This is a genomic window from Tessaracoccus sp. MC1865 (assembly GCF_017815535.1).
Taxonomy (GTDB): Bacteria; Actinomycetota; Actinomycetes; order Propionibacteriales; family Propionibacteriaceae; genus Arachnia.
Genome location: NZ_CP072596.1, coordinates 748,059 through 763,422, shown reverse-complemented (window position 1 = coordinate 763,422; position 15,364 = coordinate 748,059). Strand labels below are relative to the sequence as shown.

At 68.0% G+C, this 15,364-nt stretch carries 19 protein-coding genes; 9 read left to right on the top strand and 10 right to left on the bottom strand.

From position 1 onward, the window contains the following. Nucleotides 1-18: 18 nt before the first annotated feature. The 7 genes from eis to J7D54_RS03330 all read right to left on the bottom strand — a co-directional run bounded on the left by eis (nt 19) and on the right by J7D54_RS03330 (nt 8,195). Nucleotides 19-1,110, bottom strand: coding sequence for an enhanced intracellular survival protein Eis (gene eis / locus J7D54_RS03360; RefSeq protein ID WP_182762129.1), 1,092 nt, complete (start codon nt 1,108-1,110; stop codon nt 19-21). A gap of 4 nt (nt 1,111-1,114) precedes the next feature. Continuing rightward, nucleotides 1,115-1,960 (bottom strand): carbohydrate ABC transporter permease, encoded by an 846-nt coding sequence (locus J7D54_RS03355; RefSeq protein ID WP_182762131.1) that lies wholly within the window; start codon nt 1,958-1,960, stop codon nt 1,115-1,117. Continuing rightward, a complete protein-coding gene (locus J7D54_RS03350; RefSeq protein ID WP_182762133.1) occupies nt 1,957-2,847 on the bottom strand; it encodes a carbohydrate ABC transporter permease in 891 nt (296 codons plus the stop codon). The genes J7D54_RS03355 and J7D54_RS03350 overlap by 4 nt, the downstream gene beginning before the upstream one ends. A 49-nt stretch (nt 2,848-2,896) precedes the next feature. Continuing rightward, a complete protein-coding gene (locus J7D54_RS03345) occupies nt 2,897-4,180 on the bottom strand; it encodes an ABC transporter substrate-binding protein (protein WP_182762135.1) in 1,284 nt (427 codons plus the stop codon). Between the two features lie 19 nt (nt 4,181-4,199). Further along, nucleotides 4,200-5,381 carry an ROK family transcriptional regulator gene (locus J7D54_RS03340; protein ID WP_182762137.1) on the bottom strand — a complete coding sequence of 394 codons (1,182 nt, stop codon included), beginning with the start codon at nt 5,379-5,381 and terminating at the stop codon, nt 4,200-4,202. A gap of 112 nt (nt 5,382-5,493) precedes the next feature. After that, nucleotides 5,494-6,072 carry a DUF1349 domain-containing protein gene (locus J7D54_RS03335; protein WP_182762139.1) on the bottom strand — a complete coding sequence of 193 codons (579 nt, stop codon included), beginning with the start codon at nt 6,070-6,072 and terminating at the stop codon, nt 5,494-5,496. A gap of 113 nt (nt 6,073-6,185) precedes the next feature. Further along, on the bottom strand, nt 6,186-8,195 hold the full coding sequence (locus tag J7D54_RS03330; RefSeq protein WP_182762141.1) for a thioredoxin domain-containing protein: 2,010 nt from the start codon (nt 8,193-8,195) through the stop codon (nt 6,186-6,188). Nucleotides 8,196-8,325: 130 nt separating this feature from the next. On the opposite strand from J7D54_RS03330, the gene J7D54_RS03325 reads away from it, so the two are divergent. Beyond that, nucleotides 8,326-8,859 carry a rhomboid family intramembrane serine protease gene (locus tag J7D54_RS03325; protein ID WP_182763316.1) on the top strand — a complete coding sequence of 178 codons (534 nt, stop codon included), beginning with the start codon at nt 8,326-8,328 and terminating at the stop codon, nt 8,857-8,859. Here J7D54_RS03325 and mca read toward each other — a convergent pair. Next, nucleotides 8,849-9,745 carry a mycothiol conjugate amidase Mca gene (mca, locus tag J7D54_RS03320; protein ID WP_182762143.1) on the bottom strand — a complete coding sequence of 299 codons (897 nt, stop codon included), beginning with the start codon at nt 9,743-9,745 and terminating at the stop codon, nt 8,849-8,851. The two genes, J7D54_RS03325 and mca, sit on opposite strands and share 11 nt — an antisense overlap. 61 nt (nt 9,746-9,806) lie before the next feature. Here mca and J7D54_RS03315 point away from each other — a divergent pair, with 61 nt between their 5' ends. After that, complete coding sequence (locus tag J7D54_RS03315; protein ID WP_182762145.1) at nt 9,807-10,205, top strand: DUF4307 domain-containing protein; 399 nt, start codon at nt 9,807-9,809, stop codon at nt 10,203-10,205. Nucleotides 10,206-10,217: 12 nt separating this feature from the next. Further along, on the top strand, nt 10,218-10,721 hold the full coding sequence (gene greA, locus J7D54_RS03310) for a transcription elongation factor GreA (protein WP_182762147.1): 504 nt from the start codon (nt 10,218-10,220) through the stop codon (nt 10,719-10,721). Between the two features lie 72 nt (nt 10,722-10,793). Here greA and J7D54_RS03305 read toward each other — a convergent pair whose 3' ends face one another. Together J7D54_RS03305 and J7D54_RS03300 are read right to left on the bottom strand one after the other, a co-directional pair. After that, on the bottom strand, nt 10,794-11,261 hold the full coding sequence (locus J7D54_RS03305; protein WP_245244103.1) for a DUF2089 domain-containing protein: 468 nt from the start codon (nt 11,259-11,261) through the stop codon (nt 10,794-10,796). Then, nucleotides 11,254-12,045 (bottom strand): hypothetical protein, encoded by a 792-nt coding sequence (locus tag J7D54_RS03300; protein WP_182762149.1) that lies wholly within the window; start codon nt 12,043-12,045, stop codon nt 11,254-11,256. Before J7D54_RS03300 ends, J7D54_RS03305 begins: the two co-directional genes overlap by 8 nt. Before the next feature lie 135 nt (nt 12,046-12,180). Between J7D54_RS03300 and J7D54_RS03295 the strand changes: the two genes are divergently transcribed. From J7D54_RS03295 to J7D54_RS03270, 6 genes are all read left to right on the top strand, one after another. After that, nucleotides 12,181-12,852: a uracil-DNA glycosylase gene (locus J7D54_RS03295; protein WP_182762151.1), complete on the top strand. Its 672-nt coding sequence runs from the start codon at nt 12,181-12,183 to the stop codon at nt 12,850-12,852. A gap of 75 nt (nt 12,853-12,927) precedes the next feature. Continuing rightward, a complete protein-coding gene (locus J7D54_RS03290) occupies nt 12,928-13,128 on the top strand; it encodes a hypothetical protein (protein ID WP_182762153.1) in 201 nt (66 codons plus the stop codon). A 32-nt stretch (nt 13,129-13,160) separates the two neighbouring features. After that, nucleotides 13,161-13,826 carry a peptide-methionine (S)-S-oxide reductase MsrA gene (gene msrA / locus J7D54_RS03285; protein WP_182762155.1) on the top strand — a complete coding sequence of 222 codons (666 nt, stop codon included), beginning with the start codon at nt 13,161-13,163 and terminating at the stop codon, nt 13,824-13,826. Nucleotides 13,827-13,867: 41 nt separating this feature from the next. Beyond that, nucleotides 13,868-14,329 carry a GNAT family N-acetyltransferase gene (locus J7D54_RS03280; protein WP_182762158.1) on the top strand — a complete coding sequence of 154 codons (462 nt, stop codon included), beginning with the start codon at nt 13,868-13,870 and terminating at the stop codon, nt 14,327-14,329. 21 nt (nt 14,330-14,350) lie between these two features. Next, nucleotides 14,351-14,878, top strand: a complete 528-nt coding sequence (locus tag J7D54_RS03275; RefSeq protein ID WP_182762160.1) for a GNAT family N-acetyltransferase — start codon at nt 14,351-14,353, stop codon at nt 14,876-14,878. Nucleotides 14,879-14,887: 9 nt separating this feature from the next. Beyond that, a complete protein-coding gene (locus J7D54_RS03270) occupies nt 14,888-15,352 on the top strand; it encodes an aminoacyl-tRNA deacylase (RefSeq protein ID WP_076059951.1) in 465 nt (154 codons plus the stop codon). The last annotated feature ends 12 nt before the right edge of the window (nt 15,353-15,364 follow it).

The window sequence follows — 15,364 nt, the reverse complement described above, 5'->3', positions numbered from 1 at the left end:
GTGAGGGATGGACTGTGGTCAGAAGCCGGTGAGCAGCGTCCAGTCGCTCAGGGCGGCGGCTGCAACGAGTTCGTCAGGCAGCGGCAGCCATTGGGGTTGCCCCCCACGGCGCACGCCCGCCACCAGAGCGGCGATGTGACCGACGGGCGACGGTGGGCACGGTGCCCCGGCCACCCGCTGGACGTGTGGCTCACCGCCGTCGAGCTCTAGCCGGTAGGCACCAGAGTTCTCCGGCAGGAGCCGGTCCTCGACAGCGAACTCCCAGGCACCGGACACTGGTGGCCAGCCCCGCGCCTCCAGGGCCGAAGCCACATTGAGGAGGCGGAGCATCGGGTTGGCGCGACCTACGACTTCCACACCGGCGGGATACCAGTGCCAGACAGGGTCGTGCGGGGTGGACCAGACGTGGATCGGGTCAGCACCGGTCTCGGTGGCCAGTAGCGCAAGACAGGTCTGCCAGGCCTCCTCGTCCCGGGCCAGCAGGAGATCACAGACAACCAGGCTTCCCCGTCGCGCCGTCCGGAGGACCGCCACCACCGCACCTGCGCGGGTGAACACCAGCGACGTCTGGTCCGACGCGGGCGGCGGCAGCGGGGTGACCGCGCCGTCGATCCGGCCGATCAGAGCTGCATATGCCGCAGCGAAGGCGTCCCCGCTGACCCGCTCCACCGCGACGCCCGGCGCTGGTCGAGCGCGCAACAGCGCCAGCGGGCTGAGGCGGATCAGCTCGCGCGTTGCGACCGTGGCATAGCCGTAGGAGCGGTACACCGCTGGCACGGATGGATACAGCAGCGATGCGACAACGCCCCGGGTACGCTCCCGGTGAAGGATCTCCCGCATCAGCTGCCGGCCGAGCCCACGCCCGCGGTGTTCGGGGGCGACTGTGACGTCCGCGATGCCGTTGGCCGCGAGAGGTCGTCCCCCGAGGTGCAACGTCAGGGGGTAGGCCGCGAGTTTCCCGGCCAGCAGACCACCCTCTTCGGCACCCAGGGCCAGGGGCCAACCAGCGTCGAGATCGAAACCCACCGGCAGCGAGGCGGGGAACCCGAAGGCTTCGCGTTGGGCCTCTTCGTATGCCGGCCGGTCTGTGGTGATGAGTTCACGGATCATCAGATCAACTCTTTACTGCGCCGGCGACCATGCCACCCACGATGTGCTTCTGCGCGAACAGGTAGACCAGGAGCACCGGGATGACGGAGACGACGATGTTGGCGGAGACCAGCGCGTAGTTGTAGGAGTGGAGGCCCTGGAAGTTGAACACGGTCATGGGCATGGTCCATTTGTTCTGGTCGGGCATCAGGAACAGCACGTTCTGAAACTCGTTCCAGGCGAAGGTCACCAGCAGCACCATGCACGTCATGGTGGTCGGCTTGAGCAGCGGCAGGATGACCTGGAAGAAGAGGCGCAGTGGGCCTGCCCCGTCGACGATCGCCGCCTCATCGATCTCACGCGGCAGCCGCTGGATGAAACCGACATAGAGCAGGGTGATGAAGGGGATCTGGATACCGACGTCGACCAGGATGAGGCCGGTGTAGGTGCCATAGAGGCCGAAGACCTGCAGCACTTTGATGGCAGGAATGAAGCTGAAGGGCGCGATCATCCCCGCGAGCAGGTACTGGTAGGCACCGACGGTGAAGCGTCGCTGGGAGCGCGCGATCACGAAGGCGGCCATCGAACACACCAACACGCTCAGTGCGGTCACGCCGACCACCATGATGAGGCCGTTGATCATGCCGCGCCCCACGCCAGGGACCGAGAGCACTGTGGTGTAGTTGTCGAAGTGCCACTCGGAAGGCAGGGAAAAGTCCATGACCCGCGACTCGGTTTCCGCCTTCACGGAGGTCAGCAGCACCAGCGAGAGCGGGATGATGTACACGGCCACGATGACGGCCGACACAAGATAGATCGCGATGCTGGCGATGGGACGGCGCCCGTTGCGCCAACGCAGTAGCCTGTTCATTCGGCCGCCGCCTCCCGTCGCCTGATGATGATGTTGATGACCAGTGCCAGCGCGGTGATGAGGACGAACTGGGCAAAACTCGCCGCAGCGGGGACGGCCAGCGAACCGGTCACCATCTGCTTGGCGATGAAGGTCGAGATGACCTCGGTGGCATGCCCGGGTCCGCCCCCCGTGGTGGCGTAGATGATGTCGAAGGCCTTCATCCCGGAGATGAACGTCAGCAGCAGCGCGAGGTTGATCGCATGGGCGATGAGCGGCAGCTTGATGGCGAAGATGGTGCGGCCGGGGCCGGCACCGTCGATGCGGCTGGCCTCCAGCACGTCGTGGGGCACACCCTGGAGTGCAGCCAGCACGATGACGAGGGTCCAGCCGACACCGACCCACACGTCGACGGCAGCCACTGTGACGAGCGCTGTGTCGAAGTCGCCCAGCCAGGCTCGGGTGATCCCGTCGAGACCGACGGAACGCAGGAGCCCGTTGACGAATCCGTCTGAGGCGAGAAGGAAATTGAAGACCATGCCGACGATGACCAGCGAGATCATGATGGGCGCGTAGACGAGCGCGCGGAGGAAGTCGCGGCCCGCGAACCGCTGGTCCATGAAGAGGGCGAGCGCGACACCGATCCCGGTCTTGCCGAGCGTGACAAGGAGCGCGAACACGAACTGGTTGATGACGGCCGGCACGAACTGTCCCCCGGCGGAGAACAGCACCTCATAATTGGCCAACCCCACGAAGTTCATCGTCGAGGAGGTCAGCCTGGCGTCGGTGAGCGAGAGGCCCAGCCCGAAGACGGCGGGGAGGATGTAGAACAGCGTGAAGATGATCAGCGCCGGGGCCAGGAACCAGGCCGGGTAGTACCGCCGCGTGCGGTCGCGTCTTGTGAACATGTCGTCACCAGGGGAAGGCGGGGGTCCCGGAGGACCCCCGCGGCGTGGGTCAGAATCCGGCGACGCCGGCCTGCTTGCCGGCAGCAACCATGCCGTCGGCTTCAGCGGCGAGGAACTCGGCGCCGGTCGATTTACCTGAGATCAGGATCTGGTAGTCGGCGATCAGATCGCTCTCAGGCGCTGGCACGACGGAAGCGTTGTCGATGGCAAGCGTCGTCTGCCCGGACTCCACGGCGGCGGCGACGTCCTTCATCGACGCGGGGGCATCGTCGGGGACGGTGACATCCGTGAAATTGCTGATGCCCGGGGCAGCGTCCATGAACTTCTGCGCAACCTCTGCCGAGGCAAGGTACCTCAGGAACTCTTTGGCGGCCTCGATATTGGTCGACGACTTGGCGATGTGCAGCCCGTCCGCGCCGGAGACCCCCAGCATGGTCTGGCCCTCCTCGGAGGGGATGGGGAAGAAGCCGATGTCGTCCTTGGCCGTCTCGGACAGCGCCGCCATCTCGCCGATCACCCAGGTGCCGTTGATCAGCATCCCGGCTTCGCCGTCGACGACGGCCTTCTGGGACTGCTCGTAGGTGCCGGTGAGGGCGTCGCTGTTGAGGTATCCCTCTGCCGTCCATGTCTCCAGCGCGCGGTACTGGGCCTGGAGTGCCGGCACCTCATCCCAGCGCATCTCGTTGGCGTTGAGCTTCGCGATGGTGTCGCCCTCAAGGTTCATCAGCGGGTTGACGGCGTTGCGGTGCTGGAGCAGGGTCCAACCGTCCTGGCCTGCGAGGTAGAGCGGCGTGACGTTGTGGGCCTTGAGCTTGCCCATGGTTTCGGTGAACTCGCCGAGAGTGGCCGGCACCTCGGCGCCGGCTGCTTCGAAGACCTTCTTGTTGTAGAAGACCCCGAAGGTGGCACCGGAGGTGGGCGACGGGAAGGAATAAATCTTCCCGTCGGTCCAGGTGACGGAGGCGAGCGACGACTCAGGCATGCGCTGCACAAAGTCCTCGTCGGAGACATCAACCATGACGTTCGGCACGTCGAAGAGTTTGTAGTCGCCAGCGAAGACGTCGAGGTCCGTGCCCCCGGCCAACCTGGATCCGACAACGGAGTTGTAGTTCTCGTCCGGCACGGCCTGCACGTTGACGGTGATGCCTGAGTCCTGCTGGAACTGGCTCACTGCCTCCTTCAGCGCCTCGACGTTGGCCCACGACGTCGGCAGCACGTAGTTGACGGTGCCCGACGCCGCGGCCGAGGTCCCGTCGTCGTTCGGTCCGGTACAGGCGGTCAGTGCCAGGCAGAGGGCGACTGCGCCCGCGGCCATGCGTGTCTTCATTGACATGATTTCTCCTTGGTGAGATTCAGGAAGCGCGCTCGGTGCGCGTCCTGCGGGGCAGAGGCAGATCCGTTTCGGTGGAATTGCTCAGCGTGTACTCGAAGCTGGGCACACCGAAGAGCCCACGTTCGAGTGCTTCAAGGCCCCGGAGCATCGCTCCCAAGGCGGGTCCCCATGAACGCAGCGCGCTGAGTTGCACTGCGTAGGCGGGGGCTTGGGAAAGGTAGCGATCAAGCGCCGCCGTGAGCCTGTCGACAAAGAAGTCGCTGCGATGGACCAGCGGGCCGCCCAGCACGATCATCTCCGGGTCCAGGCTCGTCGCGAGCATCGCGATCTGATGCGCGGATCGGCCGCAGAAGCGCTCCACGGAGGCAGCCGCCGCCGTGTCACCGCCCTCGGCGGCGCGGAGCACCTCCAGGAAGCTGGGCCAGTCAGCCCAGTCGGCCTCGTCATCAGGAGCGCCGACGCCAGGGTCAACCAGGTTCAGCTCGCCGGCGAGTTCGTGGGCACCGCGTCGGATCCGGCCGTCGAGCACGATGCCCGCGGCGACGCGGTGCCAGGCCAGTGCGTACACGACGTCGCGGATTCCCTGGGCCCGGCCAATGCGTTGTTCGGCGTAGCACGCCGCTTTCAGGTCGTTCTCGAGGGTGACCGGCCCGAAGCGGTCTGCAAAGTCCTCATCGAGCAGCGACACGTCACCGGTGTTGCGTAGGATCGCTCCCCCGCTACTCACCTGGGCCCCGATGGACCCGGAGAACTGCGTGATCGTGCTGAACGGCACGCCGGCCATACCAGCCAGCCGCTCGAGGCCCTCCTTCACCAGATCCGCCCGCTGGGTTATGGCGACACTGCCCGGAACCTCGGCCACGAAGGCGGCATGGATGTCTCCGGTCAGGTCGGAGAGGAGGAACCTGTGCTCATGCTTGGACACGTCGAAGACCGCGACCAGCGCTCCCCGCGGGTTGAGCGAGAATACCGACGCGGGGCGCCCGCCCTTCGAGGTGGAGGTGCGTTCGGCGGCGTGGATCAAGCCCTGTTCGAGCATCGCCTCCGTGTGCATCCGCACGGTCGGCCGGGACAGACCCGTGGTGGCTGCCAGATCCGCGATCGACTGCCCGTCGCGGTGTCGCAGGGCAGCGACACACAGGGCTCGGTTATCGGCTCCCAGTTCGGCCAACCGCTCACTGTGGAGTGGACCGGTTTCCATGTCTCTGCTCCCTCGCAGGTTTAGAAGGTGTCTTTCTAAACATGAGGAAACAGCAGCCAGGCAGGTTTGTCAAGTGACTTTCTTAACTTGCTTCCCAGATGGGGCAAATCGCTCAGTGCAATGAAGCGTCTGCCGCGCCGAGCGACCATTCGTGGAAGCGCACCGTCAAGCCCGCACGCTCGGGCGCACAGGTGAACGGACCGGCCTGCACCTCCGCGTCGGCCGGGAACGCGGCGAGCCTGACCAGGCTCAGTTCCCCACCGTCGAGGCCCGCCCGGACGGTGATCGCGTCGCCGGCGCGCGACAGCCGCACCCGGACCCTCTCCCCCCGCCACTCGTCGACGGGCGCCGTCGACCAGTCGGAGAGCGAGTTGGTGACCACCGCACCCACAGTGGGGTGGCCATCGGCGAACTCCATGCCGGCCTTCACCCAGGCCTCGGGACCGGCGGTGAGGAAGATGCCCGCCTGATCGAACTGCTGGTCGAAGTCGGCGGTGAAGACCACCTCCATCGCGGAGTCCTGGGGAAGGGGCGCGACGAGGGCGTGCGCGTTGTAGCGCTCGAACCCGTAGGAGGTGATGCGCCAGGCGTCAGACTTCTCGGCTGCCGTGACCAGGAGGTCAGTGCCGTCTTCGCGGGCCTCCACCGGCGGGGTGGTCCAGGTGCCGTCGTTCCAGTTCAAGCGCTGCATCGTCGCTGCCTCCGTGAGCAATTGGATGGGGTCACGCGCGGTTGCGCACAGATCCCCCGGCGTGTCGCATCACGACCCTATCCAATTGCTCACGGCGGGGAGCCAAAGCAGCGTCAGACGCGGGACCAGAGCGGCGTCTTGAGGTCGTTGTAGTCATCGACCGGGTCGAAGCAGACGGTGCCCCGGCAGACGTAGACGAACCCGCCGGGTCGCTGCTCGAAGTGCGACCCCCACCCCTGGGCGCCCTCTGGGGCCGTGACCACATAGGACCCCGCCGGGGCGAGGCGCCAGGACGCGCGGGCCAGTTCGCCGAACGGGTCGTCGCCCACCACGACGGCGACCGCGGGCTTGAGGCCACGCCGCGCCTCGTCGGAGACCAGTAGGTCTGCCAGCGACGCGCCGGCGAACCGCGGGTGCTCGGCCACGCTCGCCCAGGTGGTGCGGGCGGCGCGGTCTGCGCGCTCGCTGAAGTCCGGACGTTCAGCCAACTGTGCCACCACGCGCAGCGCGGCGATCAGAGCAGAGGTGCCGCTGGGCGACACGTTGTCGGTGAGGGAACGCGGGCGCTCGAACAGGCCGGTGTCGACGGAGTCGTAGAACCCGCCGTCGGCGTGGCTGAAGAGCTCGTCGGCCCGCTCCAGGACCGCCTCCGCCCTGCGCAACCACGCGGAGTCGCCGGTGGCTCCGGCCAGGAGCGCGAAGGCTTCCGCCACCGCGCCGAAGTCCTCGGCGCCACCGACGGCGGCGTCAGCCGCCCCGTCGCGCGAGGTGCGGCGCAGCTCACCGTCGACCAGATGCACCTCGGCCAGGTACTCCGCGGCGCGGATCGCGAGTTCCAGCCAGCCCCTCTCGCCGAAGATCATCGCGCCGCTGACCAGCGAGGAGATCATCCAGCCGTTCCAGGCGGCGACCACGATGTTGTCCGACGCGGGCCGGAAGCGCGTCTCGCGCTCTTCAAGCAGCTTGCCGGCGACCTCGTCGAGGCGCGCGTAATCCGGCCGGCCACGCAACTGCAGCGTGGAGAGGCCGTCCTCGAAGGTGCCGCCCTTGGTGACGTGGAAGACGTCTGCGGCCCAGTCACCGAGCTCGGCGCCCAGCGCGTCGACGAGCAGCTCGGGGTTCCAGAGGTAGAAGATGCCCTCGTGCACCGCGCCGCGGATGTCACAGGAATCCGCATCCAGGGCGGAGATGAACGCGCCCTGCTCGCTGACCATCTCCCGCTCAAGCCATTCGACGATGCCGTACGCGGTGCGCTCGAACAGCGCGCGCAGGCCACCGTCGTGATCTGCGGTGCGACGCCAGCCGCGCACGTAGGTGCCCAGCAGGAGCGCGTTGTCGTACAGCATCTTCTCGAAGTGCGGCACCACCCAGCCCGGGTCCACCGAGTAGCGGTGGAACCCGCCGCCCACCTGGTCGTAGATGCCGCCGCGGGCCATGTGCTCCAGGCTGCGCTGCGCGATCTCGAGGGACCGCGGGTCACCCTTGACCAGCAGCGCGTCCAGCAGCGTGGGGTTGGGGAACTTCGGCTGGATGCCGAACCCGCCGTGGATCACGTCGAAGGCGGCCTCGACGTCGTCGATCGCCTTGCGCAGATCCGGCGCCTCCCCCGCGACGGTCTCCGCGCGGGAGGACAGCACGTTGACGAGGTACTCGGCCGAGCCGCGCACCTTGTCGCGACGGTGGTGCCACGCGTCGGCCATCGACTCCAGCACCTGCCGGAACGACGGCATGCCGGGGCCCGCCTCCGGCGGGAAGTAGGTGCCGGTGAAGAAGGGCTTGCCCTCGGGCGTCAGGAAGGCGGTCATGGGCCAGCCGCCCGAACCGTTGTTCATCGCCTGGGTAGCCGTCATGAACACAGCGTCGACGTCGGGGTGCTGCTGGCGGTCCACCTTGATGGCCACGAAGTGGTCGTTGATGTACTCGGCGACCTCAGGGTCGTCGAACGACTCGTGGCTCATCACGTGGCACCAGTGGCACGACGCGTAACCCACCGACAGCAGGATGGGGCGTTCCAGTTCACGCGCGCTGCCCAGCGCTTCGTCTGACCATTCCCACCAGTCGACGAGTTGGTGGGAGTGCTGGCGGAGGTAGTCGCTGGACGACTGGGCAAGGCGGTTGACCATAGTCCCCAAGGGTATCTGGTGCGCCCCCGGGCCCCATCTGGCGGGTCCTGGCTGTTGCCCCGTCGGACACAATGGGGGCATGAGCGAAACCCGCACCACCCGTTCCCCACTGGCCGCCGCCCTGCTCGTCGTGGGAGGAATGCTCGCCGTGATGTGGGCGCTTGAGATCCTCGACGCGGTGACGCTCAACGCGCTCGACTCCTATGGCATCGAGCCGCGCGAGGTCTCGGACCTCCCCAACATCGTGTGGGCGCCCCTCCTGCACTTCGGGTGGGCGCACCTCATCAGCAACTCCGTGCCGTTCCTGGTGCTGGGCGTGCTGACCTACCTCTCAGGGGCGATCCGCTGGGTGGTGACGACCGTCCTGAGCGCCGTCGTCTCCGGACTCACCGCCTGGCTGCTCTCGGCCGCCGGCACCATCACGGCGGGTGCGTCCGGCGTGATCTTCGGCTACCTCACCTACCTCCTCGTGCGGGGCATCTTCACCCGGAAGATCTCGCAGATCCTGATCGCCGTGGTGGTGTTCGCGCTGTACGGCACCGTGCTGCTGGGGGTGCTCCCCGGCGCGCCGGGCGTCAGCTGGCAGGCCCACCTGGGTGGCGCCGCCGGCGGCGTGATCGCGGCGTACCTGCTCCACTCGAAGGCCTCGCGCGTCAGATCATGAACTCCGGCACCAGCGTCTCAGGCCGCAGTCCGGCGAACAGGTCGTCCTCCGGGATCATCGTGGGCACCTTCGACACGACGAGCTGGTAGTCCTCGGTGGGCCAGCCCATCTGCTGGATGGCCAGCGGGACGGCGAACCACGGGCCGTCGGGGTCGATCTGGGTGGCGTGGGCCTTGAGCGCCTCGTCGCGGACGGGGAAGTAGTCGGCGCACGGCACGAACGTGGTGAGCCGGCCGTAGGAGTACGGGTCGTTGTCACGGGTGGGCACGCTGTATTCCAGGCCGTGCTCGTGCATGGCGGCCTCGAGTTGCTCGAAGCGCTTCTGGTGGAAACTCATGTGGTAGTACAACTTGGCGGCCTGCCAGGGCGTGCCGTGCTCGGGCCACTGGTACGGATCGGCCGCCGCCCGGAAGGCCTCGACGGTGATCCGGTGGCACTGGATGTGGTCGGGGTGCGGGTAGCCGCCCTGCTCGTCGTAGGTGGTGACGACGTGGGGGCGGAAGCTCCGGATGATCTGCACCAGCCGGCCTGCCGCCGCCTGCGGGTCCTCGAGCGCGAAGCAGCCCTCGGGGAGAGGAGGGAGGGGGTCGCCCTCCGGGAAACCGGAGTCGACGAAACCCAGCCACACCTGCTGGATGCCGAGGATGTCGCGGGCCCTGGCCATCTCGTCGCGGCGGATCTCCGCGATGTTGCGCTCGATGTCCGGATCACCGGCGAGCTTCGGGTTCAGGATCGAGCCACGCTCACCGCCGGTGCAGGTGGCCACCATCACCTCGACGCCCTCGGCCACGTACTTCGCCGTGGTGGCAGCGCCCTTGCTCGACTCGTCGTCCGGGTGGGCGTGGACGTGCAACAGCCTCAGTTGGGGAGCGGCGGCGGTGGACATGGACTGTATTGTGCCCTCCCCCGGATCAGCACCATGCCCGTCTCAGGGCACAATGGGTGCCGTGACCACCGACGAAGCCCGCATCAAGGCCCGCTACCCCAAGGCGGGCCCCGCCGACTACCTGCTGGGAGGTCTCGCCGCCGCTGCCGTGCTGACGGCCATCCTGCTGGCCGTGTTGTCGGGGGTGCGCAACTCCAACCCCGATGTCGTCGCGATGATCCGCAGCTTCGAGGTGCCGTCGGCCACGGAGATCACCGCAGAGGTGGTCGTCCAGCGCAAAGACCCGTCGGAGGCCGCGGAGTGCCGGATGTACGCCCAGGCGGAGAGCTACGAGACCGTCGCCGAGCGCATCGTGCAGGTGCCACCGGGCACTGACAAGCTCACGAACATCGACGTGACCCTCACCACGGTGAAAGAAGCGACCGCCATCAGAATCGAAGGCTGCCGCCTGGTCGGCTGATAGGCTGGCTCAATGTCCGAAACAGCTACTGATGTGGTGTGGCTCACCCAGGAGGCCTACGACAAGCTCGAGGCCGAATTGAACGAGCTCAGGACCGTCGGCCGCGAAGAGGTGACCGCACGGATCGCTGCCGCCCGTGAAGAGGGCGACCTGTCCGAGAATGGTGGCTATCACGCCGCCCGCGAAGAGCAGGGTCAGATGGAAGGCCGGATCCGCCAACTGGAGGATCTCCTTCGCCGCGCGCAGGTGGGCGAACCCGAAGGCGCCGCAGACGAGGTTGCGCCCGGCAAGATCATCACGGTCGCCTACGACGGTGACGACGACGACACTGACACCTTCCTGCTCGGCTCGCGCGAGGTGCTCGGCACCGATGATTCGGTGGAGTTTTCCGTCTTCTCCCCGCAGTCGCCGATGGGCTCTGCCATTCTCGGCGCCAGGGTGGGCGACGAGGTGCGCTACACGGCGCCCAACGGCAAGGAACTGATGGTCCGGATCACGAAGGTCTCGGCCCTCTAGTTCGCAACAGGAACACCGGGGCCGCCGTCCAGGAGGACGGCGGCCCTGTTCGTTGTGGGCGCGTGCGCCGGGTCAGTCGCCCAGGAGTTGGGCGGCCAGCTCGGGGCTGAGCTCGCCGCGCGCGACGCGGGCGAGGATCTGCTGCTCCGGCGTCAGGTTCCCGTTGACCGCGTCGCCGTACTCCGACTGCTGCTCCGTACCGTCCGCGTCAGGCAGTTGCTGGTGGGCGGGAGCCTGCTGTGAGGCGGGATCCGCAGGGTCGAGCCCGAGCTTGGCCAGGACCGCGTCGAGACGGGCGCGCGCCGTGGGGTACGAGACCTGGAGGTGCTTCTCCACCTCCCGCAGGTTGCCGCGCGAGGCGAGGAAGACCTTCAGCAACGTGAGGTCCGCCTCGTTCAGCGAGCAGAACTCGCAGCTGGCGAACTCACCGGCGATCTCCGTGCCGCAGTGGAGGCATCCCTTGCGGGTGGTGATGAGCTGGTCGCCACAGACCGGGCAGTCCGCCGGCGGGTGGTAGAGGTGCTTCGCCATGTCAGTCATCCGCCTTGATGGTGGCCATGCCCATGACGACGGCGATGTCGAGCCGCGCGGAGCCGTTGCCGACCACGTACTCGTCGACCTTGTCGCCCCCGTCGGGCCAGCTGATCCGCCCGAGCCGGGCCTCGCCACGGATGGTCACGTTGGCACCCTTGGTGAGGTGGATGGTGAGGGTGCCCGACTCGACCTTGAGACGCGAGCGGCCGAGGCTGATGGGCCCCTCGACGGCGATACCGCCGGCCTGGCTGAGCAGGTCCTCCACCTCCTGGACGTCTTCGAGGGTGGAGCCGCCCGCGGTCACGCGGATGCGGCCCAGCCGGGGCACCCCCACCGTGCGGAGCCCGCCGGTGGTGACCTCCGCGTCGACGATGAGGTTGGGATTGACCCTGACCACGAGCTCCTTGCCCAGCGAGATGTCTCGCAGGTCGTCGAGGTTGCGGGGCGGCCGGATCAGCGAGAAGCCCGTGAAGCTGGGCCCGAACTCTCCGGTGGAGTTGACCTCCATGACGGTGCCGACGCGGCGCAGCACGTGCGGCCCGTCGATCGTGAGGGTGCTCACCGAGGGGTCGCCCTCGATGCGCACCCGGCGCCCCACTGCGGTGACCGAGACGCGGGACAGCCCGCCGGCCTTCGGGCCACCCTTCGTGGTGGTGTCCTGCGGGATGTCCTGCGGGCGGTCGCCCGCTGCCGCGCGCTTGGCGGCCTCGATGCGGGTGGCGGCCTCGCCGGCGTCGATGCGCCCGGCCGCCAGGTCGTCCAGAATTGGACCGAGATCTGCGTTGCTCATGGTGAAAATGCTATCCCGCTTTTCCATAATGAAAAGCCGATGTGCAGCTCTCGAAACCCTGGGCTTTCCCTGAGGGGTGTGGAGAGTGCTCAGCCGGTCCGACGGCGGGCCCACCCCTGTGCCAAGGTTGTACGTATGCGTAGACCACTCCCGGAACTCATCGCGCCGGACTGGGCGGAGGCCCTCGCCCCGGTCGAGGAGAACATCGCCGCCATGGGTGAGTTCCTCCGCGCTGAGTTGGCCAACGGTTTCACCTATCTACCTGCCGGCGAGCACATCCTGCGCGCCTTCTCGCGTCCCCTGGCGGACGTCCGGGTGCTGATCCTCGGCCAGGACCCGTACCCCACGCCAGGCCACGCGATGGGGCTCTCGTTCTCGGTGAACCCGGACGTGCGGCCCATCCCGGGCAGCCTGCGCAACATCTACCGCGAACTGGAGACCGACCTGGGCATCCCCCAGGCGACGCACGGCGACCTCACCGCCTGGTTCGAGCAGGGCGTGCTCCTTCTCAACCGGGTGCTCACGGTGCGGCCGGGCGCGCCCGCCTCGCACCGGGGCAAGGGCTGGGAGGAGGTCACCGCCTGCGCGGTCCGCGCGCTCGCACAGCGCGGTGGGCCCCTCGTCGCCATCCTGTGGGGCCGCGACGCCCAGTCGGCCGCGCCGATGCTGGGAGAGACGCCCGTGATCGCCAGCGCACACCCGTCGCCCCTGTCCGCGCGCACCGGCTTCTACGGTTCCCGTCCCTTCAGCACCGCCAACCGCCTGCTGGAGGACCAGGGCGGGGAGCCCGTCGTCTGGCGGCTCTAGCCCTTCCACTCTGTCTGTCGCCGACCATCCCCAGATCGATGGCCATCTGCCGGCGGAGCCTGGCAGACTGACTCCATGCAAGAGCAGCAGGCCGAGCCGGTCAACCCCGAGACCCCCGACGACGTACCGCAGGCCGAGCCGGACGACCGCAAGCGTCACGAGAACGTGGGGCTGGGCAGGCGGTCGGTCTGGGTGCTGGGTGGCGCCGTGGGTGCCTACATGATTCTGCGCGGTCTCTACGGCATCATCACCGGCGAGGACGAGCAGCAGCCCTAGTCCGTTTCCCAGCCTCCGGGTAGCCTTGGCGAATGGAGATTGACGTTCTGGCCTGGCTCAACGCCCGCATGTCCACGCCGCAGATGGTCACGGAGGATGAAGCGCTCGAGGGCCGCGACACACCGGTCCTGAGCCCCATGCCCAGGCACGAGGTGCTCGGGCTCCCGCTCGACGAGGTGCCGGCGGGCGCCGAGGTCGCCTACTTCGCGCTGGGCTGCTTCTGGGGCGAGGAACGCATGTTCTGGCAGGTGGACGGCGTGCTGAACACCGCCGCCGGCTACATGGGCGGCTTCACGCCCAACCCCACCTACAAGGAGACCTGCACCGGTCACACCGGTCACACCGAGACGGTCAAGGTGGTCTTCGACCCCACCAAGGTGGGCTACGACGACCTGCTCACGCTGTTCTGGGAGAACCACGACCCCACGCAGGTCTACCGCCAGGGCAACGACCTGGGCACCCAGTACCGCTCAGCCATCTTCCCGGTGGACGAGGAGCAGCGCGCGGCCGCCGAGCGCAGCCGGGCCGCGTTCCAGGAGCGGCTCACGGCCGAGGGCTACGGCCCGATCTCGACCGAGATCACCCCTGGCCAGGCGTTCTACTACGCCGAACTCGAGCACCAGCAGTACCTGCACAAGAATCCGGGCGGTTACTGCCCGAACCACGCCACCGGCGTGAAGTGCGGGCCTGCGGACTGACCTGCCCTGCACCCCACCAGCCAGCCGTTAGGGTTTCGCTCATGCTGCAGTTCCGAGCCACCGATGCCGCAGATCCCGCCGCCGCGCGCCTGCTCGACGCGTACTTCGCCGAGCGCATCGCGCTGTGGGCCGGTGAGGACACCGCCTACCAACCCAAACCCGCCGATTTCTCCGAGGGCGCGCTGCTCGTGGCCGAACGCGACGGCGAGGCGATCGGCGTCGGGGGGATCCGCCCCGTCGAGGGTGAGGGCATGGAGGTCAAGCACCTCTACATCACCCCGGGGGCGCGGGGCGCCGGCCTGGGTCGTGCGTTCCTCCGCGAACTGGAGCGCCGGGCCGTCTCCCTGGGCGCGCAGCGCATGGTGCTGGACACCAACGCGGATCTCGACAGCGCCAACGGCCTGTACCGCGCGGAGGGATACCACTCGGTGGAGCCGTTCAACGACAACCCGAACGCCACAGACTGGTACGCCAAAGACCTGCTACCGCCGGCCGCCCCGTAACCCCTGGCGCCGAAGTCAGCGATGATCCCCCTCACCACCGAACGTCTGCGCCTGCGCGCGTTCACCGACGACGACCTGGACTTCGTCTACCTCCTCCACCAGAACCCGGACCTGCAGCGCTTCATCCCGACGTCGACCACGCCGGACCTGGCCACCGCCGGGCGCCACCTCGAGCGGTTCATGATGCTGAGGGACCACCCGGTGCACGGCTTCTCCCTCGTCGAACTGGCCACGGGTCCCAACTCCGGCACCGCAGTGGGCATCATCATGGTCAAGCCCATCCCCCCGTCGGGAGGCGGCGAGGCGGTCGACACCGAGATCGGCTGGCGCCAGGTGGCCGAACACACGGGCAACGGCTACATCACGGAGGCCGCCGACGCCACCCTCCGGGCGATCCTGGAAGCGGGTCTTCCTGAGGTGGTCGCCGTCACCCACCCGGAGAACCATGCGTCGCAGCGCGTGGCCGAGCGCATCGGCATGCAGCGCGTGGGGCTCACGGACGCCTACTACGACACCCAGACCCTGCTCTTCCGCACGGTGCGCACCTAGGCTGAGGCCATGACCAATCCCGCACTCGAGGAACTAGCCTCCTCAGGCATCGACCACACCGTCACCCGGCACGGGCGGGTCCGTTCCCTGGCGGAGGCCGCCGCGGCACGCGGCGTGGAGCCGCGCGACATCATCAAGACGATGGTGGTGCGCCGCGGCGAAGGTGACCACCTCCTGGCCCTGGTCCCCGGCGACCGCACCATCTCGTGGCCCAAGCTCCGCGCGCTGCTCGGCGTGTCACGATTGTCCATGCCCGACGCGGACGCGGCTCTCGAGGTGACCGGTTTCGAGCGCGGCACGATCACGCCCTTCGGCACGAAGACGCCGCTGCCCGTGGTGGCCGATGAACTGGTGCGGGGACGCACGGTCTCCATCGGGGCCGGCGAACACGGGGTTGCGGCGACCATCGACGGCGACGCGCTCATCGCCCACTTCGACGCGACCGTTGCCGACATCACCGAGCCCGAGGGCTGAGCCGACGCCGGA